The organism is Erythrobacter sp. SG61-1L, from assembly GCF_001305965.1.
Lineage (GTDB): Bacteria > Pseudomonadota > Alphaproteobacteria > Sphingomonadales > Sphingomonadaceae > Andeanibacterium.
In genome coordinates this window covers 2,509,551-2,534,609 of the sequence record NZ_JXQC01000003.1, presented here as the reverse complement: position 1 = coordinate 2,534,609, position 25,059 = coordinate 2,509,551, and the positions used below count along the sequence as shown (strand labels likewise).

General features: G+C 62.9%; 24 protein-coding genes. 5 read left to right on the top strand and 19 right to left on the bottom strand.

Annotated elements, in window-relative coordinates; translation table 11 throughout:
* Positions 1-73: 73 nt before the first annotated feature.
* From SZ64_RS12375 to SZ64_RS12365, 3 genes are read right to left on the bottom strand one after another with little or no spacing between them, the layout of a single operon-like run.
* Entirely contained in the window at positions 74-2,185 is a 2,112-nt protein-coding gene (locus tag SZ64_RS12375) for a PQQ-dependent dehydrogenase, methanol/ethanol family (RefSeq protein WP_054531103.1), read from the bottom strand.
* A gap of 59 nt (positions 2,186-2,244) precedes the next feature.
* The gene (locus tag SZ64_RS12370; protein ID WP_054531102.1) at positions 2,245-3,033 is read right to left on the bottom strand and encodes a glutathione S-transferase family protein; all 789 of its coding nucleotides are present in this window, start codon (positions 3,031-3,033) and stop codon (positions 2,245-2,247) included.
* On the bottom strand, positions 3,030-3,800 hold the full coding sequence (locus tag SZ64_RS12365) for a glutathione S-transferase family protein (RefSeq protein ID WP_054532238.1): 771 nt from the start codon (positions 3,798-3,800) through the stop codon (positions 3,030-3,032). Before SZ64_RS12365 ends, SZ64_RS12370 begins: the two co-directional genes overlap by 4 nt.
* A 229-nt stretch (positions 3,801-4,029) precedes the next feature.
* Here SZ64_RS12365 and SZ64_RS12360 point away from each other — a divergent pair, with 229 nt between their 5' ends.
* A complete protein-coding gene (locus SZ64_RS12360) occupies positions 4,030-5,139 on the top strand; it encodes a 5-methyltetrahydropteroyltriglutamate--homocysteine S-methyltransferase (protein WP_054531101.1) in 1,110 nt (369 codons plus the stop codon).
* 63 nt (positions 5,140-5,202) lie between these two features.
* On the opposite strand, the gene SZ64_RS12355 is transcribed toward SZ64_RS12360, so the two are convergent.
* From SZ64_RS12355 to SZ64_RS12325, 7 genes are all read right to left on the bottom strand, one after another.
* Positions 5,203-5,610: a GFA family protein gene (locus tag SZ64_RS12355; protein ID WP_054531100.1), complete on the bottom strand. Its 408-nt coding sequence runs from the start codon at positions 5,608-5,610 to the stop codon at positions 5,203-5,205.
* Between the two features lie 334 nt (positions 5,611-5,944).
* Positions 5,945-8,284, bottom strand: a complete 2,340-nt coding sequence (locus SZ64_RS12350) for a TonB-dependent receptor (RefSeq protein ID WP_054531099.1) — start codon at positions 8,282-8,284, stop codon at positions 5,945-5,947.
* 386 nt (positions 8,285-8,670) lie between these two features.
* Positions 8,671-11,121 carry a TonB-dependent receptor gene (locus SZ64_RS12345; protein WP_054531098.1) on the bottom strand — a complete coding sequence of 817 codons (2,451 nt, stop codon included), beginning with the start codon at positions 11,119-11,121 and terminating at the stop codon, positions 8,671-8,673.
* A 153-nt stretch (positions 11,122-11,274) separates the two neighbouring features.
* Positions 11,275-12,408, bottom strand: coding sequence for an amidohydrolase family protein (locus tag SZ64_RS12340; protein WP_054531097.1), 1,134 nt, complete (start codon positions 12,406-12,408; stop codon positions 11,275-11,277).
* A 39-nt stretch (positions 12,409-12,447) separates the two neighbouring features.
* On the bottom strand, positions 12,448-12,870 hold the full coding sequence (locus SZ64_RS12335) for a nuclear transport factor 2 family protein (RefSeq protein ID WP_054531096.1): 423 nt from the start codon (positions 12,868-12,870) through the stop codon (positions 12,448-12,450).
* Positions 12,871-12,893: 23 nt separating this feature from the next.
* Positions 12,894-13,355 (bottom strand): nuclear transport factor 2 family protein, encoded by a 462-nt coding sequence (locus SZ64_RS12330; protein WP_082384575.1) that lies wholly within the window; start codon positions 13,353-13,355, stop codon positions 12,894-12,896.
* Complete coding sequence (locus SZ64_RS12325; RefSeq protein WP_054531094.1) at positions 13,352-14,050, bottom strand: nuclear transport factor 2 family protein; 699 nt, start codon at positions 14,048-14,050, stop codon at positions 13,352-13,354. The genes SZ64_RS12330 and SZ64_RS12325 overlap by 4 nt, the downstream gene beginning before the upstream one ends.
* Positions 14,051-14,122: 72 nt before the next feature.
* Between SZ64_RS12325 and SZ64_RS12320 the strand changes: the two genes are divergently transcribed.
* Both SZ64_RS12320 and SZ64_RS12315 read left to right on the top strand, forming a co-directional pair.
* Positions 14,123-15,052 (top strand): SDR family oxidoreductase, encoded by a 930-nt coding sequence (locus SZ64_RS12320; protein ID WP_054531093.1) that lies wholly within the window; start codon positions 14,123-14,125, stop codon positions 15,050-15,052.
* Positions 15,053-15,184: 132 nt separating this feature from the next.
* A complete protein-coding gene (locus SZ64_RS12315) occupies positions 15,185-16,066 on the top strand; it encodes a dienelactone hydrolase family protein (protein WP_054531092.1) in 882 nt (293 codons plus the stop codon).
* 27 nt (positions 16,067-16,093) lie between these two features.
* Here the strand turns inward: SZ64_RS12315 and SZ64_RS12310 are convergent, their stop codons facing one another.
* The 9 genes from SZ64_RS12310 to SZ64_RS12270 form a co-directional block, all read right to left on the bottom strand.
* Positions 16,094-16,918 carry a CmcJ/NvfI family oxidoreductase gene (locus SZ64_RS12310; protein ID WP_054531091.1) on the bottom strand — a complete coding sequence of 275 codons (825 nt, stop codon included), beginning with the start codon at positions 16,916-16,918 and terminating at the stop codon, positions 16,094-16,096.
* 36 nt (positions 16,919-16,954) lie between these two features.
* Positions 16,955-17,941: an aldo/keto reductase gene (locus tag SZ64_RS12305; protein ID WP_054531090.1), complete on the bottom strand. Its 987-nt coding sequence runs from the start codon at positions 17,939-17,941 to the stop codon at positions 16,955-16,957.
* A gap of 117 nt (positions 17,942-18,058) precedes the next feature.
* The gene (locus SZ64_RS12300; RefSeq protein WP_162225117.1) at positions 18,059-18,427 is read right to left on the bottom strand and encodes a hypothetical protein; all 369 of its coding nucleotides are present in this window, start codon (positions 18,425-18,427) and stop codon (positions 18,059-18,061) included.
* Between the two features lie 144 nt (positions 18,428-18,571).
* Positions 18,572-19,528 carry a Gfo/Idh/MocA family oxidoreductase gene (locus SZ64_RS12295; protein ID WP_054531088.1) on the bottom strand — a complete coding sequence of 319 codons (957 nt, stop codon included), beginning with the start codon at positions 19,526-19,528 and terminating at the stop codon, positions 18,572-18,574.
* Positions 19,529-19,609: 81 nt separating this feature from the next.
* A complete protein-coding gene (locus tag SZ64_RS12290) occupies positions 19,610-20,521 on the bottom strand; it encodes a class III extradiol dioxygenase subunit beta (RefSeq protein ID WP_054531087.1) in 912 nt (303 codons plus the stop codon).
* Positions 20,522-20,523: 2 nt separating this feature from the next.
* Positions 20,524-20,943, bottom strand: coding sequence for a protocatechuate 4,5-dioxygenase subunit alpha (gene ligA, locus SZ64_RS12285; RefSeq protein WP_054531086.1), 420 nt, complete (start codon positions 20,941-20,943; stop codon positions 20,524-20,526).
* Positions 20,940-21,248 carry a DUF2218 domain-containing protein gene (locus SZ64_RS12280; protein ID WP_054531085.1) on the bottom strand — a complete coding sequence of 103 codons (309 nt, stop codon included), beginning with the start codon at positions 21,246-21,248 and terminating at the stop codon, positions 20,940-20,942. Before SZ64_RS12280 ends, ligA begins: the two co-directional genes overlap by 4 nt.
* The gene (locus SZ64_RS12275) at positions 21,245-22,270 is read right to left on the bottom strand and encodes an amidohydrolase family protein (protein WP_054531084.1); all 1,026 of its coding nucleotides are present in this window, start codon (positions 22,268-22,270) and stop codon (positions 21,245-21,247) included. The genes SZ64_RS12280 and SZ64_RS12275 overlap by 4 nt, the downstream gene beginning before the upstream one ends.
* A gap of 45 nt (positions 22,271-22,315) precedes the next feature.
* A complete protein-coding gene (locus SZ64_RS12270; RefSeq protein WP_054531083.1) occupies positions 22,316-23,110 on the bottom strand; it encodes an NAD(P)-dependent oxidoreductase in 795 nt (264 codons plus the stop codon).
* A gap of 190 nt (positions 23,111-23,300) precedes the next feature.
* Between SZ64_RS12270 and SZ64_RS12265 the strand changes: the two genes are divergently transcribed.
* Together SZ64_RS12265 and SZ64_RS12260 are read left to right on the top strand one after the other, a co-directional pair.
* The gene (locus tag SZ64_RS12265; protein WP_054531082.1) at positions 23,301-23,975 is read left to right on the top strand and encodes a 4-carboxy-4-hydroxy-2-oxoadipate aldolase/oxaloacetate decarboxylase; all 675 of its coding nucleotides are present in this window, start codon (positions 23,301-23,303) and stop codon (positions 23,973-23,975) included.
* A gap of 1 nt (position 23,976) precedes the next feature.
* The gene (locus SZ64_RS12260; RefSeq protein WP_054531081.1) at positions 23,977-25,035 is read left to right on the top strand and encodes a 4-oxalomesaconate tautomerase; all 1,059 of its coding nucleotides are present in this window, start codon (positions 23,977-23,979) and stop codon (positions 25,033-25,035) included.
* Positions 25,036-25,059 lie beyond the last annotated feature (24 nt).

Below are 25,059 nucleotides of genomic sequence, written 5' to 3'. Positions count from 1 at the left end.
CGGCGCATCCCTGTCGATTCAGAAATGCGCCGGATCAGCCTTCAAATGCGGCCGGATCGCGCAAGGTTCCCCCTCACGATCCGGGGCCGCCCAGCTTCTTGTCCTCATTGGCGCGCATGATCACATATTGGCGGATACCTTCGATCTCGTCGCGCGAAAGAGTGCCGGCAAAGCTGACCATGCCGTTATCCTGCAATGCGCCGTCATGCACCACGGTGGCCCAGCCGGCGGCATCGCCCAGCAGGGCACTGCGGCGCAGATCGGGCAGCACAGTGGAGCCTACCGCAGCATCGCCATGGCACTGCCCGCAATAGCGGCCGTAATTATAGGTCGCCGATGCCAGCTTGGCCTTGTCGCCGGTGAAGGGCGGCGGATCGAGCGGCATGCGTGCCAGCGGCGGTGCCGGGGGCAGCTTGGCAGTGCCGCCCAGCTTGAACACCAGCAGGCGCGAGATATTGGGCACCGGCCCTGCCACCTCGTTCAGGATGCCTCCGGGCGCCAGCGGCCAGATGCCGCCCCAGCCGGCCAGAACGGCCACATATTGCTCGCCATCGATCGTATAGGTGATCGGCGGGGCAACCACGCCGGTCTGCGCGCCGAAGGTCCACAGCTGCTTGCCGTCCTTGGCATCATAGGCGACGAGATTGCCCGAGGCCGTGCCCTGGAACAGCAGGCCGCCCGCGGTTGAGAGCAGGCCGCCGTTCCACGGGCCGGGATAGGCCACGCGCCAGCGTTCCTTCTGCGCCACCGGATCCCATGCAACCAGCGCGCCCTTGGTCGCCGCGCGGGCGCCGTTGCGGGCGGCAAGGTCGGCGGGCATGCCGCCTGCGGCCTGATCGACGCCCACGTTGAAGCCGCGCTTCATGTTGGGCTTCCAGTTCTTTTCCGGGAAATAGGGGAAGGCCGCCTCGATCACCGGGATATAGACCAGGCCTTCCTTCGGGCTGAACGCCATGGGGTGCCAGCTATGCCCGCCGCCCGCGCCGGGCGTGGAGACGAAGGGCTTGCCTGTCTTGTCATAGCGGGCATCCGGATTTTCGATCGGCCGCCCGGTCTTCATGTCCACCCCACTGGTCCAGGTCTGGTGGGTATAGGCCTTGGCGGAGATCAGCTTCCCGGTCTCGCGGTCGATCACATAGAAGAAGCCGTTCTTGGGCGCCTGCATCAGCACCTTGCGGTCTTTCCCGTCGATCTTCAGGTCCGCCAGCATGATATGCTGCGTGGCCGTGAAGTCCCACGTCTCGCCCGGCGTTTCCTGATAGTGCCAGACATATTCGCCCGTATCCGGGCGGACCGCCACGATGGAACTGAGATAGAGATTATCCCCGCCGCCCGGCGAGCGGTAGGACTGGTTCCAGGGCGAGCCATTGCCCACGCCGATATAGAGCAGGTCCAGATCGGGATCGTAGGCCATGGAATCCCACACGGTGCCGCCACCGCCCAGCTTCCAGAACTCGCCGTTCCACGTCTTGCGCGCTTCGGCCAGATATGCCGGCTCGTCCTTCGCCTCGTCCGGCGCGCCGGGCACGGTGTAGAAGCGCCACAGCTGCTTGCCGCTATCGGCATCATAGGCCGTGATATAGCCGCGCACGCCATATTCCGCGCCGCCATTGCCGATGATCACCTTGCCCTTCACCACGCGCGGGGCGCCGGTGATGGTGTAGGCCTTGGTCTGGTCAACGGTAACTTGCGACCACACTTCCTTGCCGGTCTTGCGGTCCAGCGCGATCAGGCGGCCGTCCAGTGTGCCCAGGAACAGCTTGTCGCCCCATGCGCCAAGGCCGCGATTGACCACGTCGCAACAGGCTTTGACGCCCGTTTCGCCCGGCACCTTGGGATCGTATTCCCATTCCAGCTTGCCGGTCTTGCCGTCATAGGCCTTCACCTTGCTCCAGGCCGTGGTGATGTAGATCTTGCCGCCGATGACCAGCGGCGTGCCTTCCTGCCCGCGCGCCGTATCCAGATCGGCCGACCAGGCGAGGCCCAGATCCTTGACGTTGTCGAGGTTGATCTTGTCGAGCGGGGAATAACGCTGCTCGCCATAATCGCGGCCATAGGTCAGCCACTCGCCATCGGGCGGGGAGACGATCATCGCCTCCGTCACGCCGCCATCGGCGCTTTCGCTCTTGCTGCATCCCGTCAGGGCCAGCGAAGCGGCCAGTGCCGCGATAAATCCTAACCGCATTCACACCTCCACAATGGCCCTGCCGTGATCCCTCCGGCGCAGGCCTGTCACTATCTCATTCAGCCCCAGCGATTGATTTCCGGCCCCGGCGCGAAGCTGCGGAACGGGTCGCCCGACTGCGTCCGTGCCAGGGCGCGCCGGACGCTGGGCCGCGTGCGGACCCGGTCCATCCAGGCCGCCAGTTGCGGCTTGCCCGAAAAGGCCTCCGGTTCGAGCAGGGCGGCAGGCGCCAGCCAGGCATAGGTTTCCAGATCGGCGATGGAAAAACTGCCCATCAGCCAGTCGCGCCCATCGGCCAGCTGTTCGGCGGCGCGCTGGGCGAACTGGGCGATCTTGGCGCGGCTGTCCTCGCTTTTCGCCTCTTCCGCCACGCCGCTGCGCAAGTCCTGCCAGCGCTGGCGCAGATCGTCGCTGACGATGGCGGCGGACAGGGCAGCGAACTCGCTGTCGTCCCGTGCCGCCAGATCGGCCTGCGCATAGGCCAGCGCGCCCAGCCATGCGACTGCGGGGCTGAGCCGCTCGGTCACCTGCCGGCACCACATCATCATCTGCCAATGGGCATAGGCATCTTCCGGCTGGAGGCCGCAGCCGCCTGCCTGCTCGTCGAGATATTGGGCAAGGAACACGGCCTCGGTCATGGCCTCGCCGCCGATCACCAGCACCGGCCCTTCGCCTTCCACGGCAAAGTCCAGCGCCACGCTTTCGGTAATGCCGGGCAGGGCATGCCGTTCGCCCTTCAGCAGGTCGATCGGGCGGCATTCGATGGCCAGCCCGCTTTCCTCCAGCGCGGCCAGCACGCTGAGCGAGGGGCCATTGGGTTCGCCGTGATAAAGGATCGCGCTGCTCATTCGCCCAGTTCCTCCATCACGAGGCCATAGCGTTTGGCGAGGTCCGTCGTGCCCATGGCCCAGGTCTGCTTCACGGCCGGGCGGCGATAGACGCGCCGCAGCCAGGCCATGATGTTCGGCGTCTTTTCCACGCTGGCCAGATCGGGCTGGCTGACGGGCAGCGAATAGGTGGAATTGAACACGTTGATGTCGGCCAGCGAATAGCTGTCGCTCGCCACGTAATCGCGCTTGCCCAGTTCCGCTTCCAGCATGTCGATGCCCAGCGCCACGCGGCGGCGGCTTTCGGCCAGCTCCTCCGGCGAGAACTGGCCGTAGATCGCCTTGCGCCATGCGCGGCGGCGTTCGGGCAGGGGAATGCGGTCGATGGCGGCTTCCAGCTCCGCCGGGTCTTTCTCGCGCACCTTGGGGCCGACGAAGGCGCTCCACCCGATCATGGAGAAGCTGGGGCCAAGCCACTGGTCCATGAACTTCATCCACCAGCGGATGCGCCAGCGATCCTGTGCATCGGCGGGCATCAGGGCCGGGCCGGCGAACGCCTCGTTCACATATTCCATGATCGCGGTGCTTTCGGTCAGCACCTTTTCGCCATGGGTCATGGCCGGGATCGTGCCCTGCGGATTGATCGCCAGATATTCCGGCCTGTGCTGGTCGAACTCCAGCATGTTGATGTAGCGGCTCTCGAACGGGACGCCCTTTTCCACCAGCGCAAGCATGGGCTTGCCGGAATTGGCGTTGGGCTCCCAGTGATAGAGCGTCACGTCAGCCATCCACATCCTCCGACGGCGCCTGTTGCGGCGCTCGTTTGTAAGCAACACTTACGGTTTGCCCGCGAGTCCGGTCAAGCGGCGAAAATGCGCGATTATCTGCGCTGCGGCGCACAAATTCCGATTGCTTCGGCCGGGCGATTGCCTGTATCCGATTGAGGTCAGAAGAGCGCGAGCCCGCGTTATGACCCTGGCTTAGCACTGCTACAGCTTAAGATCAGGAAACTCTCACATGACCACTAAACTGCCCTCGCGCGCCGACCATGTCGGCTCCTTCCTGCGTCCGCGCGAGATTATCGAAGCGCGCGAGCATCGCGCGGCCAACAACATCGACTATGCCACCCTGCGCAAGATCGAGGACAAGGCGATTGCCGACCTCGTGAAGTGGGAAGAGGAACTCGGCCTCAAGGCGATCACCGATGGCGAATTCCGCCGCTATTTCTTCCATACCGACTTCCTGCTGAAGCTGGACGGGGTGGAAGAACAGGGCGGCATCGCCAAGGCCTTCAAGAACGACACCGGCAAGGACGTGCATTTCGCCCCGCCCAAGATGGTCGTTTCCGGCAAGATCCGCCATGTCGAGCCGATCCAGCTGGCCGATTACCAATATCTCGCCAGCCTGACCAAGGGCATGCCCAAGGTTGCGATCCCTTCGCCCACCATGCTGCATTTCCGTGCAGGCCGCAGCGGTATTCCTGAAGACGTCTATCCCACGATGGACGAATTCTACGCCGACGTGGCCGCCGCCTATCGCGCGGAAGTGGACAGTCTCGCAGCGGCCGGTTGCCGTTACATCCAGATGGATGACACCAACCTGGCCTATCTGTGCGACGATACCCACCGGGCGGATGCCTCGGCGCGCGGGGTCGATCCCAACGAAACGCCGCGCCAATATGCCAAGCTCATCAACGAGAGCTTCTCCAGCGCGCCGGCCGACATGATCAAGGCAGTCCACCTGTGCCGGGGCAATTTCCGCTCCAGCTGGGCGGCCGAAGGCGGCTATGAGCCGGTGGCCGAGATCATGTTCAACGAACTCGATATCGACGCCTTCTTCCTTGAATATGACGATCCCCGCTCGGGCGATTTCGCCCCGCTGCGCTTCCTGCCCAAGGGCAAGACCGTGGTGCTGGGCCTCGTCACCACCAAGCTCGGCGAGCTGGAAACCAAGGACGATATCAAGCGCCGGATCGACGAGGCGGCCAAGTTCGCCCCGCTCGACCAGCTGGCTCTCTCGCCGCAATGCGGTTTCGCCAGCACGGTGCATGGCAATGACATCACCACCGAGCAGCAGGCGGCCAAGATCCGTCTGGTTGTCGAAGTGGCCGAAGAAGTCTGGGGCTAAGCCCGGTCACCTGTTTCGTCGCTGCGAGGGGCTTTGGTCCCTCGCAGCGACAAGCGGGGCAGGTCAGGCCGGAAGGCCTTCGAAGCGCGGAATATCCTGCATCGCATCTTCCCAGCCTGCCCGGCTGGCAGTGCAAATATGGGCGACAGGGGCAATGCCCGGCTCGCCATCGAGGCTGCCTGCGGGCACCACAAGCAAGGCGCCACCCATCTGGATGCTCGGCACGGCCGCTCCGCAAATGGAGCAGAAGCTTTTCGCATGGCGCGTGGCGGGCACCTGATAGTGCGCGATCTTCTCCTCACCGCTTAGCCATGTGAGCGTCGCCGTCGTTGAAAACAGGTTCGCCGCATGGGCGGAGCCAGTGTCTTTCCGGCAGCGGCCGCAATGGCACAGGAAGAAGCTTTCGAACGCTCCTTCAATCTCGAACTGCACCGCGCCGCATTGGCACGAACCTGACGTCAGCTGCGGCATCGGTGTTTCTCCCCCTGGCTTCATCGCCTCTTTTGCTCGGCTTATGGTCGGTCCGGCGCGGAATTGCCACCAGACGGTTGCGGTCGGGTGCCTGCGCTCGCGGGAATGACGAGTTCTTCCACCCTCCGTTCATCCTGAGCTTGTCGAAGGACGCGCACCGGCCTTCGCCCAACAAGGAGTGCCGGGCTGTCGGTTTCCCGTGTCCTTCGACAAGCTCAGGATGAGCGGGTGCGGTGACGGACGGGTGCGGGGAGGGGGCCCACCAAGGCGCACAAACAAAAAGGGCGGCCTCGGGAGGCCGCCCTTTCGTTTTCCGGTTTGCCGGAGTTTCGGATCAGAAGGACTTCTTCACCGAAACGCGCCATTCGCGCGGTGCACCCACGGTCGAGTAGGCCGTGCCGCTGAGGGCGAAGACCGACGCGAAGCGGGTCGGGGTGTAGTATTCGTCGAAGAGGTTGGTCACTTCGAGTGCAACTTCCACGTCCTTGTCCGCATTGCGGTAGGTCAGGCGGGCGCTGCCCAGCGTGTAGGCGTCCAGATACTGGAGATCGGTGGAGATCGAGTCCAGCTGGTGGCCCATGTACTGCTTGTCGCGATACGACACGTCGAAGCGCGGCGTGATCGTGCCCTTGTCGCCCAGATCGACTTCGTACTGGATGCCGAAGCTGCCCTGGAAGGTCGGCGAAACGATCGGATCGTTCAGCGTCACGCTCGTGCCGACTTCCGGCGCGAGATAGGTGTACTTGGAATCCAGGATGCTGACCGAGCCGTCGATGGTCAGGCCGTCGATCGGTTCTGCGAACAGTTCCGCTTCCACGCCCCAGATCTCACCGTCGCCAGCGTTGGCACGGACGGCGCAAGGCGCCGCGATGCCGCCGTAAGCGGTACAGTCGGACAGGCCGAGCTGGATGTCCTTGTAGTTGTTGTAGAAGCCGGAAACGTTCAGGCGAAGGCGGCGATCGAACAGGTCGGACTTCAGGCCCAGCTCATAGGACGTGACGGTTTCGGGCTGGAAGGTGCCCATCGTGGCGTGTGCCGGGTAGAACGGACGCGCCGTGACGCCGCCGCCCTTGAAGCCGGTGCTGACGGTTGCATAGGCCAGCAGCTGACGGCTGAAGCGATAGTCAGCCGAAATGCGCCAGTCGACGCGGTCGCCGTCATAGATCGACACGAGGCCGTCGAGGTTTTCGACGCCACCGCCCACGGGGCCCTGGCTGTAGTCCAGGCGACGACGCACGAAGGTGTAGTCCTTGTGCTCGTTGGTGTAGCGCAGGCCGCCCGTCAGGGTCATGTTGTCGGTCGGGTGGACGATCACGGTACCGAAAGCGGCAACCGTGTCGGCATTGACCGGGTCGTTACCCACGAACTGCAGCGGGGTGCCCGAGTAGGGACCGTAGCGGATGTCCTGGATCGTGTAGTAGGTGCTCTTCTGGTCGGAATAGAAACCGCCCAGGGTATATTCAGCCAGATCGCCGATCTTGCCGTTCAGGCGCAGTTCCTGGCTGAAGAACCAGAAATCCAGATCGTTGTAGCCGCCCGCGGCGATTGCCGGGTTCGGCGTGAAGTCGTCATCCGAACCCCAGGTGTTGTTGTAGGCGCGGTAGGCGGTGATCGACTGGATGTTCAGCGAATCGCTGATTTCGTAGTTCGCATGGCCGGACACGCCCCAGCCTTCGAACACGTTGCGGTTGCCGGTGTACCAGTCGCCCGTCTGGCCCTTGGCGTCCAGGAACCAGCTGGCATAGGTGCAGTAATCGCCGCAGATGAAGTTCGACTGGGCGTTGTTCGTCACCGAAAGAACGTCAGCCGAGCTGGTGCGGTCAGACTTCTGGTAGTCAGCCGTTACCATCAGCTCCAGCTTGGAACCTTCGTAACGCAGCGCGCCGCGCAGGCCGGTGTAGTTCTGTTCGCCGAGCTTGTCGACGACGCAGCTGTCGTCCGAACCGGGGTGTGCCGCGATCTTCGGGGCGATGCCTTCCGGGTTGTTCGGATTGGCGCAGCCATAGTCGACCTGGTCGACATAGCCGTCCTGGTTCTTGTGAACGGCCGAGAAGCGCGCGAACAGGTTGTCGGTGATCGCGAAGTTCGCACCGGCGCGCAGTTCCACGCGGTTGCGGCTGCCGTAGCTGGCTTCGGCATAGGCTTCCGAATCCGGGCCGGGCTTCTTCGAGAAGAGCTTGATCGCACCACCGATGGAGTTGCGGCCGGTCAGCGTGCCCTGCGGGCCGCGCAGGATTTCGACGCGCTCGAGGTCGAGCAGGTCGAAGTTGGCGCCGGTCAGGGTGGGGTAATAGACATCGTCGATATACATGCCCACGCCCGGTTCATAGGCGGGGTTGAAGTCGTACTGGCCGATGCCGCGGATCGAGGCCGACATGGAAGCGCCATAGGCACCGCCCTGTTCGGTCAGCGTCACGCTGGGAGCCTGGGCGGCAACAGCCTTGATGTCGTCCTGATTGCGCGATTCGAGCAGCGAAGCGTCGACGGCAGTGATGGACAGCGGGGTGTCCTGCAGGGACTGTTCGCGGAACTGTGCGGTAACGATGATTTCGTTGCCGTGAGTTTCCTCAGCTTCGTCCTGGGCAAATGCGGGAGTGGCCGCAACGACGGCGAGCGTCGAAACGGCGAGGGTGAGCGCACGGCGTGCAGCCGTGGAACGGTTGTATGTGGTCATGTACCTCTCCAGAAGGGCGCAATCGCGGGGGGTGCAATTGCATAGCTAATGAATCCCCTGGTGAGGCCGCCCATATCGCGGAAGGTTGCTTTCGCAAGCATTTAGGGGGCGGTTTGCGCATGCGCGCAACAAGTGATGCAGGAAATCAACAGTTTGACGGCGGCAAACTGGAAGGGGCCTGACCGGCCTTGTAAGTAGAACAGTTTTTCGTTGGCAATCTAACCTATTAACAGTCGCCTGGAGCGGGTTGGGTGCTACAATAAATGCCGGAATGCGGAAAGTTAATTGTATGTATTGCATACAATTATTGAAGTTTTATGTGAACGAATAAATGAAGGGCGGCCACGCGGGGCCGCCCTTCAGATCTTGCCGCATGGGTAATCGGCTCAGAACGTTTTCTTGACGCTCACCGCCCATTCGCGCGGACGGCCCGGCTGGGCTTTATCCAGCCCGGCACCGGCGCCACGCAGGTCGAACAGGGTAACGTAATAATACTCGTCGGTGAGGTTGGTCACCTCAAGCGACACAGACAGGTCCCGGTCGGGATTCTGCCAGGTGAGTCGAGCATTTACGATGGTGTAGGCATCGATGTTCTGGGCCACGCCATTATACTTGAAGCCGGTATAGATGTCCCCCTGATAGGTCGCATCCACGCGCGGAGTGATCCAGCCCAGCGAACCGGCGTCGATCTCGTATTGCGCACCCAGCGTCCATTTCCACTTGGGCGCACCTGCCAGCGGATCGTCAAGCGACGTGCCGCTGACCGACGGATCGAGCTTGGTATATTTGAAGTCCAGATAGCTGATCGAACCGTCGATGCTCAGGCCGTCGACCGGACGGGCACTGAATTCCGCCTCGACGCCCTTTTCCTCCGCATTGCCGGCATTGACCAGCGCGGCGCAGGGAGTGGAACCGTCGGGGCAGACCGAAACGCCGATCTGCAGGTCGCTCAGCTTGCCGTAGAACGCGTTCATGTTCAGCCGCAGCCTGCGGTCAAACAGATCGGCCTTCATGCCCACTTCGTAATTGGTCAGCACTTCGGGGGCGAAGCTGATCGCCTGGCTGGCATAGAAGGGCCGCGGATTGGTGCCGCCACCCTTGAAGCCGGTTGCCACGCTGCCATAGACCATCACGTCGGGCGAGAAGCGGTAATTGAGCGCGGCGCGCCAGTCCCACCTCTGGCCCTTGTAAGTGGCCACCAGCCCGGTGAGCGCACCGGGTGCCCCTGCGCCATCCACTGCGCCGACCGGGTCGAGATAGGGGTTGATCGTCCCGTCGGGATTGAGCCGGAAATAGTGATATTCCTTGCTCTCGTCCGTGTAGCGGATGCCGCCGTCAAAGGTCAGGCCGGGGGTGATTTCCCAGCTGACATTCGCGAACACGGCCTTCGCTTCCGCAGGGGTTTCGTCCGGCTGGATGAACTGCAGCGGGAACAGGCCCACGCCCGGCGCGACGTTGAGGTAGCGCAGGTCCTGATAGGAATAATAGTCGGTCCGCTGCTTGAAGTAGTAGCCGCCCAGCACCGCGGTGATGTTTTCCGCCAGCTGTGCGTTCAGCCGCAGTTCCTCGCTCCAGTTCCAGTGGGTCAGGCTGTTATACCCGCCCGAAAGCGGGATCGGCGACAGGTCGTCATCCACCCCGAAGGTCGTATCCCAGGCCTGATAGGCCAGGATATTGTCGATCGAGAACATGTCGCTCAGCCCGAAGTGGAAATTCGCGGCCAGATTGTAACCGTCATAGACGCTCTGGTCGGAATTGTTCGTCGCCAGCAGGGGCTGCCCGTCGGGCGGGGTGGCCACGCCGAAATAGGTGATCGCCGGGGACGAATAGGACGAGAAGTTGCAGAACCGCCCGCAGATGAAGCGGTTGTCGTAAGGCACGCCGCCGATATTCGTGTTGGGGTTGTCGATCACATCGGTCGCCGCCAGCACTTCGCCCGCCGCAGTGTGGGAATCGTGGATGTATTCGGCAGACAGGTTGATATCGATGTCACTGGACGGATTGTAGCGCAGCGCGCCGCGGATTGCCTGATAGCCGACTTCGCCGAGCTTATCGATCAGGCAAGCGCCGTCCGGCCTTAGCGACGGAATGCCGCCGGCTGGATTGGCCAGCTGCGTCGTGCCGTCATTCGCCTTGAAGGTGGCCGATCCACCAGCCGGATAGACGCAGCCGAAATCGTAGCGTTCGACATAGCCTTCCTGATGCTTGTAGACGCCCGATACGCGGCCTGAGAGGTCGTCGGTCAGCTTGAAGTCGAACCCGCCGCGCAACCCGATGCGATTGCGGCTGCCATAGGTCCCTTCAAGATAGCCGGTGTTGCTCCCCTGCGGTTTGCGGGTGAACATCTTGATCGAGCCGCCTTCGGAATTTCTCCCGGAAAGCGTGCCCTGCGGGCCGCGCAGGATTTCCACCCGTTCCAGATCGAGCAGGTCGAACACCGCGCCGGTCAGCTGCGGATAATAGACATCGTCGATATAGATGCCCACGCCGGGTTCGAAGGCCGGGTTGAAGTCCGCCCCGCCGATGCCGCGGATCGACACCGCGATGGACGGCCCGAAAGAGGCGCCCTGCGGCTTGAGTGTGACGTTGGGGGCGCTGTCGGCCACTTGGGCCAGATTGGTCTGGCTCTTGGCTTCCATGGTTTCCGCCGTGACGGCCGTGATGGCCAGCGGCGTATCCTGCAGGTTCTGTTCGCGGAACTGTGCGGTCACGATGATGTCGTGATTGCCGGACGTGTCCTCTTGCTCTGCCTGGGCGAAGGCCGGACTTGCGATCCCGATTGCAAGTGCGGATGCGCCGAGCACCAGAGCGGTGCGCAGATTCAGTGTGTCAGTCATGATACCCTCTCCAAATTCTTAGATGCATTTCTCGGTACGAACCGGCCCCGATTTTTCGGATATCCAGTTGTAAATGCGCGCTTTCTCCTTTCCTCGCTGTCAGGGTTTCGAAAAATGCCTGCCGTCCATCAAAGGCCGGAAGGCAGGCGGGTGTTACGCGGGAAGGTTGAACACCCTGCGGGCATTGCCTTCCATCAACATCTTCTTGTGCTCGTCGCTGATCGAAAGCCGGTCATAGGCGGCCACTTCGTCGCTCGACTGCTGATAGGGATAATCCATGGCGTAGAGCACGCGCTCTGGCCCCAGCACGTCCATGCAGAACTTGATCCCCGGCTCCCAACCCACGCCGCTGGTGGTGACCCAGATATTGTTGCGGAAATAGTGGCTCACCGGATGCTTCAGCTTCACCGGCGGCTGCCCGCCGCGCAGGCCGGGGCGGTTATCCGCATTCCCCTGCATCCAGTCGAAGCGATAGAGATGCAGCGGCAGGCATTCGCCCAGATGGCCGATCACCAGCTTGAGCTTCGGGAAACGGTCGAACGCGCCGGAGAAGATCAGGCCCATCGTGTGCAGCCACACATCGTGCGGGAAGCCGCCCAGCGCGCCGAAGAAGCCGCGCGTCTCGTAATGCGGGGCATTATAGGGGGCGGTGGGGTGGATGTAGAGCGCGCCGTCATGCGCCTCCAGCGCCTCAAGGATCGGCCAGTAATCCTGCTCGTCGATATAATGGCCCTGCCAGTGCGAGTTGAGCACCGCGCCATTGAGCTTCAGCGTGCCCAGTGCGCGGTCCAGTTCCTTCACCGATCCGGCCACGTCGCGCGGATCGAAGGCGGCAAGGGCGGAAAAGCGGGACGGATGGCGGGCGCAGGCATCGGCGGCAATATCGTTCGCCTCGCGCGACAAAGGCGTGCCTTCGCCGGGCTTCACCACCTGCACACCGGGCGCGGTGAGCAGCAGCAATTGCCGGTCGATCCCGAATTCATCCATGTGCGAAATGCGCAGCTCGCCCAGATCCTGCAGCATTTCCTGCAGGGACGGCATCTTCGCGAACATGCCCGCCATCTTGAGCGAGTCGTCGCCCGAGGCTGCCCCGCTTTCCAGATATTTCACCTGCGCCTCGACCAGCGAGGGGAAGGTCCATGCCTCTTCCGTGGCGATGCGCTTATAGGGTGCGTCGCGGTCGATATGGCCGGCACGCGGGGCAAGCCCGATGCGGGTGCGGTGGCTGAAATCTTCCTTGAAGTGGCCCTTCAGGCCCTTTTCGCTACCATCCGGCAGAAGCGGCATTCTTCTCTCCCCTCCACAGCCGGCCTTGGGGCCGGTCAGTCAGAACATTCCGTTTTCGTTGCGTGCCGTCTCCGGCACTTCCTGCATCACGTCCCAATGTTCGACGACATAGCCGTCCTTGATCCGCAGAATATCTACCACGGCATAGCCGCGGTCGTCGCGCCGGCGGCGAAAATGATGGTGGACCATTACCAGCCCTTCGCCATCCTTCTCCTCGCCATGGATCACGCGTTTCACGTCATGCGTCAGTTCGGGATTGTTGCGCACGGCGGCATCCAGCACTTCCAGCGTCGCATCGCGCCCGGTGGGGGCATTGGGATTGTGCTGGATATAATCCGGGTGGACCCAGGCCTTGAAGGCGGCGGCCGGATTATCCTGATGGTGGAACAGTTCGATGAAGCGTTCCGCCACTTCGCGGACGGACAGATTTTCGCGGTCTGATGTATCGGCGGGATCGGTCATTTCATGCGTCTCCCTCTTCGCCGTCAGAACATGCCGTTCGGATTGGCGGAATGTTCGGGCACGGGCTGGGTTACGTCCCAATGCTCCACGATCTTGCAATCCTTCACGCGCAATATGTCGACAGCGGCAGCGCCCCGGTCGTCCGGGCCGGTCTGGCCATGCAGGTGCACGGCGATCAGATCCCCATCCACCAGAACCCGGTGCACGATCATCCGGTGCGTGGGATTGCGCTGATAGAAGGGTTCCAGAAAGGCGATGGCGGCATCGCGCCCATCGGTGGCATGGGGGTTATGCTGGATGTAGTCTTCGGCCACCCAGGCCTCGTAGGCCTCGCGGATCTTGCCCTGTTCATAGAACAGCGGAATAAAGCCATTGGCGACGTCACGCGTCGTGCATGGCTTCTCCGCCTCGCCAGCCGGGCCTTCCCCGGCCAGCGACGGCGCTGCAGGCAATGCCAGCAGCGCCGCAAACAGGGCCAATCTCACTTCTTCTCCTGTCCGGCCAGAACCGAGCCGAACTTGGGATGTGCGAAGTGCATCGGCACGTCCTGACGATAGGGCCAGGTCTGGCGATGCTGGTCGGCGGGCAGCAGCACGTCCGGGCCGAGCGGATCTTCGGGGAAGGTCTTTTCCGCCGGCTGGAGGTGTGCGGTGGTGTGCGCCCAGCCCTGCTCGTAATCGCCCTGCCACTGCATCATGTAGTCCAGCCGCTTGATCTTCCAGATCCCGTCGACCTTCACGTAATCGTTCTCGTAAATGCCGGCTTCCATGAACTGCTGCGGCATCATCTCTTCCTTGGTGTCCTGGAAGTCGTCATGCCAGCCGCCCAGCAGAATGCCGTGGAAGCGGCCCTTGGCGGTCTGCCGGTCAGGCGCGACGGTGATGATGTCCTGCATCTGGAAATGGTCGAGCAGCAACCCGTTGACCGGGCCGGGACGTCCGCCGGTGAAGCGGCCCGCGATCCAGTCGCCATAGAGGCGCTTCACACCAGCGTGGCCGATATATTCGCCCGAAAGGAACACCACCGCGCCGTCTTCGGCAAACAGGTCCGCCACTTCGTCAGGGCGGTTGAAATCGATGTAATAGCCATAGGCCCAGTGCAGTCGGCGGATGGCCTGCACGTCCTCCAGCACGCCGACCTTGTGTTCCAGTTCGGCCAGGCGGGCTTCAACGTCGCTCATTTGCTCTCTCCCAATTTGCGTTTGGGACGTTACTAACGACCGTGACAATTTTGGCGAGAGGATTTTCGGAATATGAGCACTGCTGATCGGCCCTGGGAAGGCCGGGTTGCCTTCATCACTGGCGCAGTCACCGGCATTGGCCTGGGCGTGGCGCAGGCCTTTGCGGATGCGGGGATGCGGCTGGCGCTGTCCTACCGCAACGAGGATGACAAGAACCGCGTGGCCGAATGGTTCAAGGCCAAGGGCTACGAACAGCCGCTGTTCCTGAAACTCGACGTGACCGACCGCGCCCGCTTCGCACAAGTGGCCGAGGAAGTGGTGCAGCATTTCGGCGAAGTCCACGTGCTGGTGAACAATGCTGGCGTTTCGGTCTTCGGGCCGACGGACGAGGCCAGCTATGACGATTATGACTGGATCATGGGCGTCAATTTCGGCGGGGTGGTGAACGGGCTGGTGTCCTTCCTGCCCAAGATCAAGGCCAGCCACGGCCGCCGCCATGTGGTGAACATCGCCAGCATGGCCGCCTTCCTGCCCGGCCCGCAGGCGGGCATCTACACGGCCAGCAAGTTCGCCGTGCGCGGGTTGACGGAATCGCTGCGTTACAATCTTGCACCGCACAAGATCGGCTGTTCGCTGTGCTGCCCCGCGCTGACCCGCACCAATGCCTGGACCAGCGCGCTGAAGCGCCCGGACGGTTTCGGCACCAGCGGCTTCCCCGATGTCGCCAAGGGCGAGCTGGAACAGTTCGGCACCGCGTTTGAGGAAGGAATGGACCCCTATGAAGTGGGCACGAAAATCCTCGCCGGCATGACGGAGCAGAAGGGCCTGATCCTGACCCATCCCGAACATGGGCCTGATTTCGAGGAAATCCACGCCGCCACCATGGCCGCCCTGCCGCAGGAAGAGGCGCCCGCTGGCCGCCTGAAGATCGAGCAGCTGCGCCGCGATGCAATGAAGGCCGCCGAAGCCGGGCTGGTCATCAGCCTTGACGATCTGACCTGAGGCTCAGCCACCTTTCGGTGCCTGCCAGTGCCTGATTGGGCATTGGCAGGCCCGGACAAAAACAACATAGTGGCAGGCGATCCGGCGGGGCTTCGTCCACCGGCTGGACGGGAGAAGACAAGGAGAGAATCGATGTGCGATGATTTCACGGCTGTGGCCGATGATGCCACGCTGGCGAAACGGGGCCTTAGCCGCAGGGACTTTGCGGCGATCAGTGCGGCAGCGATGGGTACGCTGACCGTCAGCACTGCTTGCGCCGCGCAGGGCAACGGCCCGGCGCTGACCGAATCGACCGTTACGATCACCACGCCCGATGGCAAGATGGATGCGTTCTTCGTCCACCCGGCCGAAGGCAAGCATCCCGCCGTCATCATGTATCCCGACATTGCCGGGCTGCGCGATGCCTATAAGGTGATGGCCCGCACGCTGGCCGCATCGGGCTATGCCGTAGTGGCGGTGAACCATTATTACCGCAGCGCCAAGGCGCCGGTGATGAACACCATCTCCGAATTCTTTGCCCCGGAAGGGCGCGAGAAGCTGGGGCCGATGATGGCCAAGCTGACTGTTCCGGCCATCGTCAGCGATGCCAAGGCAATCGTCGCCTGGCTCGATGCCAACCCTGCAGTCGATGCCAGCAAGAAGATCGCGGCCGAAGGCTATTGCATGACCGGCTCCTACGCCGTGCGCACTGCCGCTGCCGTTCCCGACCGGGTCGGCGCAGTCAGCTCGTTCCACGGTGGCGGCCTCGTCACTCCGGCGCCGGACAGCCCGCACAAGATGCTCAAGGGCACCAAGGCGCTCTATCTGTTCGCCATCGCCCAGAATGACGACAAGCGCAGCCCTGACGACAAGGTGGCCCTGCGCCACGCGGCGGAAGATGCGGGCGTTGGCGCCCGGGTCGAAGTATTCGCCGCGGATCACGGCTGGTGCACGGTGGATTCCGCCGCATACGAGCAGGTGGAAGCCGAACGCGCCCGTACGCTCTCGCTGTGGAATTACGGCAAGATGGGCTGATCTGCCGACCGATTTGGCCGGGACCGCTTATTCGAACCAATAAGCGGTCCCGCGCATTTCCAGGCTGACGCGGGCAGGCGCATCGGCGCCGACTTCCGGATTGTCGAAAGCGCCGTGCGGCATCAGGCGGGCCTTGCCGGTATCGCTCTCGCTGGTCTTGAACACAATCGCCTCATCGGGGCGCATGTTGCTGTAATAATACCAGCGGTGGTTCGGATTGTGCTTGATGACGTAATTGCCGAAGCTCCATTCTGGGCCGCCATCCGGTGGATCGAAGATCGCCAGGCAATCGATCAGATCGCCATCCTCGACGCTCGGCCAGGCGCACAGGGCCAGCGGCACGTCCTGCGGCGGGCCGGAAAGCACGCGCCACACATTGTATTGCGCGCTGCGCACGATTTTGCGTCCGCCGGTGATTTCCGGGCCGGGTGCGCCCTTGTCGCGGGCCTCCTCGGCAGCGGAGATCGACATGTCGACATGGGCGAAGCGCGCCGGGTGCGAATTGTCATGCGCGGCGTTCTGGCCCAGCCTTTCGGAAAAGCGCAGGATGCCGCGAGGCATCATGACGATATGATCCGCCCCGCTGACGTCCTTCAGCAATTGCTCCACCTCACCGGCATGAATGCGGACGACCGCATCCAGATCGGTCAGGTCGGGAACGGAGCTGGCATGTTCCACCAGAATGAAACCCTCACGGTCGAGCGAGGTTTCCATGCCTCGCGCGTCCGCAATCTCCATTTCCACCGGGGCGAGGGGGACATAATCCTTCTCATGCGCATTGGCATAGAAATAGGGCTGCTTGCCGGTATCCTCGGTATAGCCGATTGCCGCGCGCACGCTTCCGCCTGCCATATGTCCCTTACCCTCTCCTAGCGGTGTTCGCCCTGATCAGGCGAAATCTTCCGTGTCGATCGTCGGCCGGATCGCGTCGTGATAACGGTGGCCGGCAACGGTCTGTTGGTTGATCAGTGCATCCGCCCGGTCAAGCACATCCTGCGCGATGGCAACGTTGGCGGCGTTGTAATTGTCTTCCAGATGCTGGAGGCTGGTGGTTCCGGGGATGACATGGACATTGTCCCCGCGGCTCAGCACCCAGGCATTGGCGAGCTGGCCCGGCGTTACGCCCGCTTCGGCGGCCAGGGCCACGAACTGTTCGATCAGCGCCAGGTTCTTCGGCCAGTTTTCCGCGTTGAAGCGCGGCATGATGTTGCGCAGATCGCCTTCTTCCAGCGTGGTCGGGTCTTTCAGAACGCCGCCCAGCGCGCCGCGACCCACCGGGGAGAAGGCAACCAGCGGGATGCCCAGTTCCTTGCAGGTATCCAGCACGCCCAGTTCGACATTGCGGGTCCACAGCGAATATTCGGTCTGCACCGCGCCCACCGGATGGATTGCATGGGCCTCGCGAATATGGGCGGAGCTCCATTCGGAAACGCCATAGGCGCCGATCTTGCCCGCATCGATGGCGGCCTTCAGCGCGCCCACGGAATCCGCAATCGGCACCTTGGGATCGAAACGGTGCATGTAATAGAGATCGATATGATCGGTATCGAGCAGCTTCAGGCTGGTCTCGACCGCGCTTTCGATCGCCTCGGGGCTGCAATCCACGCCGCGCTTGGGGCCTTCCACCACGATGCCGCATTTGGACGCGAGGAAGAACTCCTTGCGGCGGCCCTTCAGTGCTTCGGCGATCAGCGCCTCGTTCTTGCCCGCGCCATAGATGCGGGCAGTGTCGAGGTGATCGTAACCCAGATCGAGTGCGCGGTTGAGCAGTTTGATCCCGTCTTCCTGGCTGGGCGGAGTGCCATAGGCCCAGGACAGGTTCATGCAGCCGAGGCCGACGGGATGGACGGAGCGGTTTGCCAGTTGGCGCTTCATGGATTTCCTCGTCTGGAGCGTGATGGGGCTCAGCGGATGGCGGCGTATGCCGCCGTGCCGGCCCTCTTTAGCCACACGGCGCGCGATGGCAAATGGCTGCTGATGCCGGATGCGCGCTCAGTGCGAAGAGAGTGCGCCCTTCGCCCAGTCGAGATAATCGGCGATGCTGGAATGCACAGCTTCGGCCGAATGAACGTAATCGTCGCGCTGTGTGTTGATCGCATGGAGCGACCAGCGGGCCTGATGGCTGGTGAGTCTGGTGCGCACGCCGTCCAGCCGGTGCTGGAATTCCGCGAACAGGTCAGGGCGATAGCGCAGGCGCTCGTCGCCGGGCATGCAACCGATCAGATTGCCCGTCTCGGTGGAGAATTCCTGGCGCAGGGTTACGATCCGGCCATTGAGGTCCGGACCGGCCTTGTGGACGACGATCCGCATCTCACGATTGATCTGTTCCATCACGCCTAAAATACGCTCAAGCTCAGCCAAAGCGAATACTCCCCCAAGTTCCGCAAAATAAACACGGGCCCAACGTCTGTTACGTTGAGCCCGTGTCATGATTTAGCCTTAGCCGCTAAATCCGCAACCGTAACTGCGCCGAAACGTTGGAGAATCGGCGCGCCGGTGCGGAAATCAGGACCAGCCGTCCTGCGCTTCGAGGCTGGCGGCCAGTTCGCCGATCACCCGGTAGCAATCGAGCACGCTGGAGACCGAGGAATTCGGCTCGCGACCTTCGCGGATCGCGGCGACGAATTCACGGTCCTGCAGTTCGATGCCATTGTTCGAAATGGTCGTGCCGGTCAGGTCGATGGGCTCTTCCTTGCCGGTGACGAGATCGTCGTAACGGGCGATGTAGGTCGCATTGTCGCCGATGTAGCGGAAGAAGGTGCCCAGCGGGCCGTCATTGTTGAACGACAGCGAGAGGGTGCAGATCGCGCCCGTTTCGCTCTTGAGCTGGATCGACATGTCCATGGCGATGCCCAGTTCCGGGTGCTTGGGGCCCTGGATGGCGTTGGCCGTCACGATTTTGCCCGCCTGATAGGCGAACAGGTCGATCGTGTGGGCCGCGTGGTGCCACAGCAGGTGGTCGGTCCAGCTGCGCGGCTCGCCCTTGGCGTTCATGTTCTTGCGGCGGAAGAAGTAGGTCTGAACGTCCATCTGCTGGATGTTCAGTTCGCCCGCTGCGATCTTGTTATGAACATACTGGTGGCTGGGGTTGAAGCGGCGGGTGTGACCCACCATGCAGACCAGGCCCGTTTCCTTCTGCTTGGCTTCGACTGCCTCGGCATCGGCCCAGCTGTCGGACAGGGGGATTTCCACCTGCACGTGCTTGCCCGCGTTCATGCAGGCAATGGCCTGTTCGGCGTGCATCTGGGTGGGGGTGCACAGGATCACCGCGTCCACATCGTCGCGCTCCAGCGCTTCCGAAAGTTCGGTGCCCGAATGCTTCGCGCCATATTTGGCGGCCACTTCCGCAGCCTGTTCGGCCCGGCGGGAAATGACGGAGGTGATTTCGACGCCTTCGACGTTCTTCAGGCCATCGAGGTGCTTCTCACCGAAAGCACCGGCGCCCACGAGTGCAATGCGCATGTCTGCTCTCCTGTCTCGCTAGAGTTGAAAATAGGGACGGGCGCCCGCTGTTGCAGGCGCCCGTGAAATCTGCCTGACCGATCAGGCCTCGGCGGTAAGGCTGTGGCCGCTCATCACCTTGCGCGGTTCGAGCGGGGTGCCGGCGGTTTCTTCCGGCTGGAGCAGCAGGGCGCCCAGCGCGGTGTTGGAAGCCGGGATGTGGTAGAAGGTGTAGAGATCCTTCACCTTGTCACCCAGCGCGCCGCGCATGATCAGCCACATCACCAGTTCGATGCCTTCGCTGCCTGCTTCGCGCAGATATTCGATATGCGGCATCTTGCTGAGCGTTTCGGGGTCTTCGATCAGCTTGTCGATGAAGTTGAGATCGAATTCCTTGTTGATCAGGCCCGCGCGCGGACCCTGCAGCTGGTGGCTCATGCCGCCCGTGCCCCAGACATGGACGTTGAGGTCTTCCGGGAAGCTTTCCACCGCGGCGCGGATGGAATCGCCCAGGTTGAAGCAGCGGCGGCCCGACGGCGGCGGATAGGTCACCACGTTGACGGGGAAGGGGATGACCTTGCACGGCCATTCTTCCGGCTCGCCGAAGATCATCGAGAGCGGCACGGTGCAGCCGTGGTCGACATCCATCTTGTTGAAGATGGTCATGTCGAAATCGTCGAGGATCAGGCTCTGGGCGATGTGCCAGGCAAGATCGGGGTGGCCGATCACGTCGGGAACCGGGCGCGGGCCCCAGCCTTCGTCGGCGGGCTTGAAGCTTTCGGCGCAACCGATCGAGAAGGTGGGGATCACGTTCATGTCGAAGGCGGAAGCGTGGTCGTTATAAACCAGCACCACCACGTCGGGCATGTTGCCCGGCTGCTTGATCCATTCCTTGATCGGTTCGTAGCCCTTGAAGACCGGGCCCCAATATTCATTGTCCGAAGTCTTCGTCTGCAGGGCGGCGCCCAGCGCGGGAATGTGGCTGGACGTAATGCCAGTGGTAACGCGTGCCATGATCAGAAACCTCCCTTGATCGAACGCACGCCTTCGGGCGAACGGCCACCGTTGATCATCATTTGTGCATATTCTTCCTGAGTCATGCCCGTCATCGAACCGGCGGCGAACTGGAAGCTCTTGCCGTCGGTGGAGAACAGCTTGGACAGGAAGTAGACGTTGCCGCCTTCATCGATCATCGCATTGTAATTGCGATCCAGCACGGCCTGCTTGGCCGCCGGGGTCAGGTTCCACTCGTCGAGATAGGCGCTTTCGTCGGCCTTGAAGCGTTCGCGGTTTTCGGCCTTCATCAGGCTCATCGCGAACTGGTTCAGCCAATAGCCCTTGCGCGCGCGCTTCGCGGTGAACACCCGGGTGCCCGGGATATCGTCGAAGGCCGCGAGGTATTCGTGGATGTCGATCCTCTGCTTCTTGTCGCTCATTGTTCTTTCCATTCGTAGCTCAGGGGCGCCTCTTTGAAGGCGAAACGGTCGATATGGCGTTCTATCACGCCGCGCAGGTGGACATTGCGTTCCGCATCGCCGGTGACGAGGGTGATCGCGATCCCTTCGCCATGCACCTGCATGGTGGCATTCTCGATCTCGGAAAACGGAAACGCGCCCAGTCCGTCGGCATAGCTGGTGGCCATCTTGTGGCCCCAGTGGCTGACAAGCTGCTGGATATACCGTTCCGGCTTTGCGCAGCGCGCAAGGCCGGTTGCAATGGCGGCGGTTTCGTTTGCGGTCATAGGCCACGTTCCTTCAGTCTGGCATCAAGCCTCGGGAACACCTTACGCGCATTGCCTTCGAAGATGGCGTGTTTCTCTGTGTCAGAGATATCGAGCGCGTCGATATAACGCTTCGTATCGTCGAAATAATGGCCGGTGGTCGGGTCGATGCCGCGCACCGCGCCCACCATTTCGCTGCCGAACAGGATGTTCTTGTTCTCGATCACGTCGGCCAGCAGGTCGATGCCCGGCTGGTGATAAACGCAGGTATCGAAGAAGATGTTGTTCATCAGATGCTGATCGAGCGCAGGCTTCTTCAGCATATCGGCCAGACCGCGATAACGGCCCCAGTGATAGGGCACCGCGCCGCCGCCATGCGGGATGATGAAGCGCAGGGTCGGGAAATCGGAGAACAGATCGCCTTCCAGCAGCTGCATGAAGGCCACCGTATCGGCCGCGAGGTAATAGCCGCCCGTGGCGTGCATCGCCGGGTTGCAGCTGCCCGAAACGTGGATCATCGCCGGAACGTCCAGCTCCACCATCTTCTCGTAGAAGGGATACCAGAACTTGTCGGTCAATGCCGGCTGCTTGAAGAAGCCGCCGCTGGCGTCGGGGTTCAGGTTGCAGCCGATGAAGCCCAGTTCGGTAACGCAGCGTTCCAGCTCCGCGATGGAGCTGGTCATGTCCGCTTCCTGCGACTGGGGCAGCATGCACACGCCCACGAAGGTTTCGGGGAACAGGCCGACCACGCGCGCGATCAGGTCGTTGCAGGCGCGCGCCCACGGCACGGCGACCGACTGGTCGCCCACATGCGGGGCCATGGCGCTGGCGCGGGGGGAGAAGATGGTCAGGTCCGCGCCGCGTTCCTTGATCAGGCGCAGCTGGTTCTGCTCGATCGTCTCGCGGATCTCGTCATCGGAGATTTCGGGATAGGCCGGCGCGGCCACGCCTGCCTTGAAGGCGGCCTTCTGCTCCTCGCGCCAGGCATCGTGCCCCTTGGGCAGGACGGTGTAATGGCCGTGGCAGTCGATCACCATTGTCATGCTGTGCGGTTCCTTTTCTAAATGCGCTCTGTGCGGCCAGGCCTGTCAGCCTTTGGCCGCCCGGCGCTGCAGCACTACAGTGCCGCGTGTCATAACGGGTTCGATGCCGAGGTCGAGAAGGGTCTTGGCCGACTCTTCCATTTCTGCGGCGCGGCGCAGGCCGTGGGTTTCCATCCGCTCGCGATTATAGGCGAAACGCTCCGCCCAGGGTTCGTGCTTCTCGCTGGCGTCGAGCGAGGCGGTCACTTCGTCCAGCACGCCGGCGGCGCGCGCCGCCTGCGCGCATTCCCAGCTCAGCGCCTCCAGCCCCTTGACCATGACGGAACGGATCATCTTGATCGCGCTGGCGCGGCCCACTTCCTCGCCCACGATGGGTGTATTGGCAAAACCCAGCCTGTTCAGATGACCCATTGCCTCTTGCGCGGCCTTGCCCGCGATCAGCAGGGGCACTGCCAGCGCCTTGGGATCGACCGGGGCCATCACCGCCACATCGACATAGCGCCCGCCCATTTCCTCCACGCTGGCCGCGGCCTTGCGCTTCGTGTCGGGCGAGACGGAGTTCATGTCGCACCAGATGGTGCCGGGCGTGAGGAAGGGCGCGTAATCGCGAGCGACTGGCAGGGCGGAATCGGCCGTAACAAGGGACAGGACCAGCACCGCATCCCTCAGCGCCTGTTCCGCGCTGGTGCAGGCAGTGATGCCGCATTGCTGCATGATTGCGCCGCGTTCTGCCTTGATGTCGAAAGCGCGGGCGCTGCCGCCCCATTGCCCGGCGCGGGCAAAGGTCGATCCGGCTTCGCCGAAGCCGATCAGGGCCAGACGGGGCAGGTTCGCACTCATGATTCGGATTCGCCGATTCCTCTCTCGCGGGCGATCTACAGAATGTAAGTGTTACTTACAAGTTTGGCGGGAGGGCTTTCCGGCCCAAGGAAGGCTTGACGCGGGGGCGCTGCCGGATGCAAGCGCCCGGCTGTGTTTTCTGTATGTGCGTCGGTCGATGCACAGGCACCAGTCCTTGAGGAGAGCCGAGATGAGCGGAGTCGTCGTCCAGAAGATCGAGCGTGCGGAACGCGAAGTGGTCGAAGGGCTGGGCGCCTGCGGCGTCGCCACCGTCCATGAATCGCAGGGCCGCACCGGCCTGCTCGCCAGCTATATGCGCCCGATCTATTCCGGCGCGCGTATCGGCGCTTCGGCCGTGACGATCAGCGTGCCCCCGGGCGACAATTACATGGTCCATGCCGCGATCGAACAGTGCCAGGATGGCGACATCCTCGTGATCGCGCCGACTTCCCCTTGCGAAGACGGCTATTTCGGCGACCTTCTGGCCACCAGCGCACAGGCGCGCGGCGTGAAGGGCCTGATCATCGACGCAGGCGTGCGCGATGTGCGCGACCTGACCGAAATGGACTTCCCCGTCTGGTCCAAGCGCGTCTTCGCGCAGGGCACGATCAAGGCCAGCCTCGGCAGCGTGAACGTGCCGGTGGTCTGCGCCGGTGCCTATATCGAGCCGGGCGACGTGATCGTGGCCGACGATGACGGCGTCTGCGTGGTCAAGCGTGCCGATGCCGCCATGGTGCTGGAAAAGGCCCGTGCGCGCGAAGCGAACGAAGGTTCCAAGCGCGAACGCCTTGCATCGGGCGAACTGGGTCTCGACATGTATGGCTTCCGCCAGAAGCTGATCGACATGGGCCTGAAGTGGATCTGACATGAAATCGGCACCCGTCATGTGGATGCGCGGGGGTACCTCCAAGGGGGGGTACTTCCTCGCCAGCGACCTGCCCGCCGATTTGGCGCAGCGCGATGCCTTCCTGCTGGGCGTGATGGGCAGCCCCGATCCGCGCCAGATCGACGGCATGGGCGGCGCCGACCCGCTGACCAGCAAGGTAGGCGTGGTGAAGAAGAGCGAGCGGGAAGGGATCGATGTCGATTACCTGTTCCTGCAGGTCTTCGTCGATCAGGCCATCGTCACCGATGCGCAGAATTGCGGCAATATCCTTGCGGGCATTGGCCCTTTCGCCATCGAGCGTGGGCTGGTTGCCGCCACGGGGGACGAAACCAGGGTTTCGATCTTCATGGAGAATACCGGCCAGGCCGCCGTCGCCACGGTGCAGACGCCGGGCGGGGTAGTCAGCTACGAAGGCGATGCCCGGATCGACGGCGTGCCGGGCACTCATGCCCCGGTGCCGCTGGAATTCCGCGACACGGCCGGTTCTTCCTGCGGCGCGCTGCTGCCCACGGGCAATGTGGTGGATGTGATCGAAGGCGTGGCCTGCACGCTGATCGACAATGGCATGCCCTGCATCGTGATGAAGGCAGAAGACCTTGGCGCCACGGGCTATGAAACGCGCGAGGAACTGGAAGGCGAAGGCTTCGCCGCGATCCGCGCGAAGATCGAGAGCATCCGCCTTGCCGCCGGGCCACTGATGAACCTTGGCGACGTGAAGGAAAAGTCCGTCCCCAAGATGTTCCTCGTCTCGCCGCCGAAGAATGGCGGGGCGATCAACACCCGCAGCTTCATCCCGCACCGCGCCCATGCGACCATCGGCGTGCTCGCCGCGGTCAGCGTGGCCACGGCCAGCCTGCTCAAGGGATCGCCCGCCAATGCAGTGGCGCAGCTTCCCGAAGGCAGCCGCAAGACCCTGTCGGTGGAACATCCCACCGGCGAAATGAGCTGCGTGCTGGAAGTGAACGACGCCGGGGAAGTCACCAGCTCCGCCCTGCTGCGCACCGCGCGCAAGCTGATGGACGGGGTGGTGTTCGTTTGATCCCTTCCACAACCCGTCCGTCCT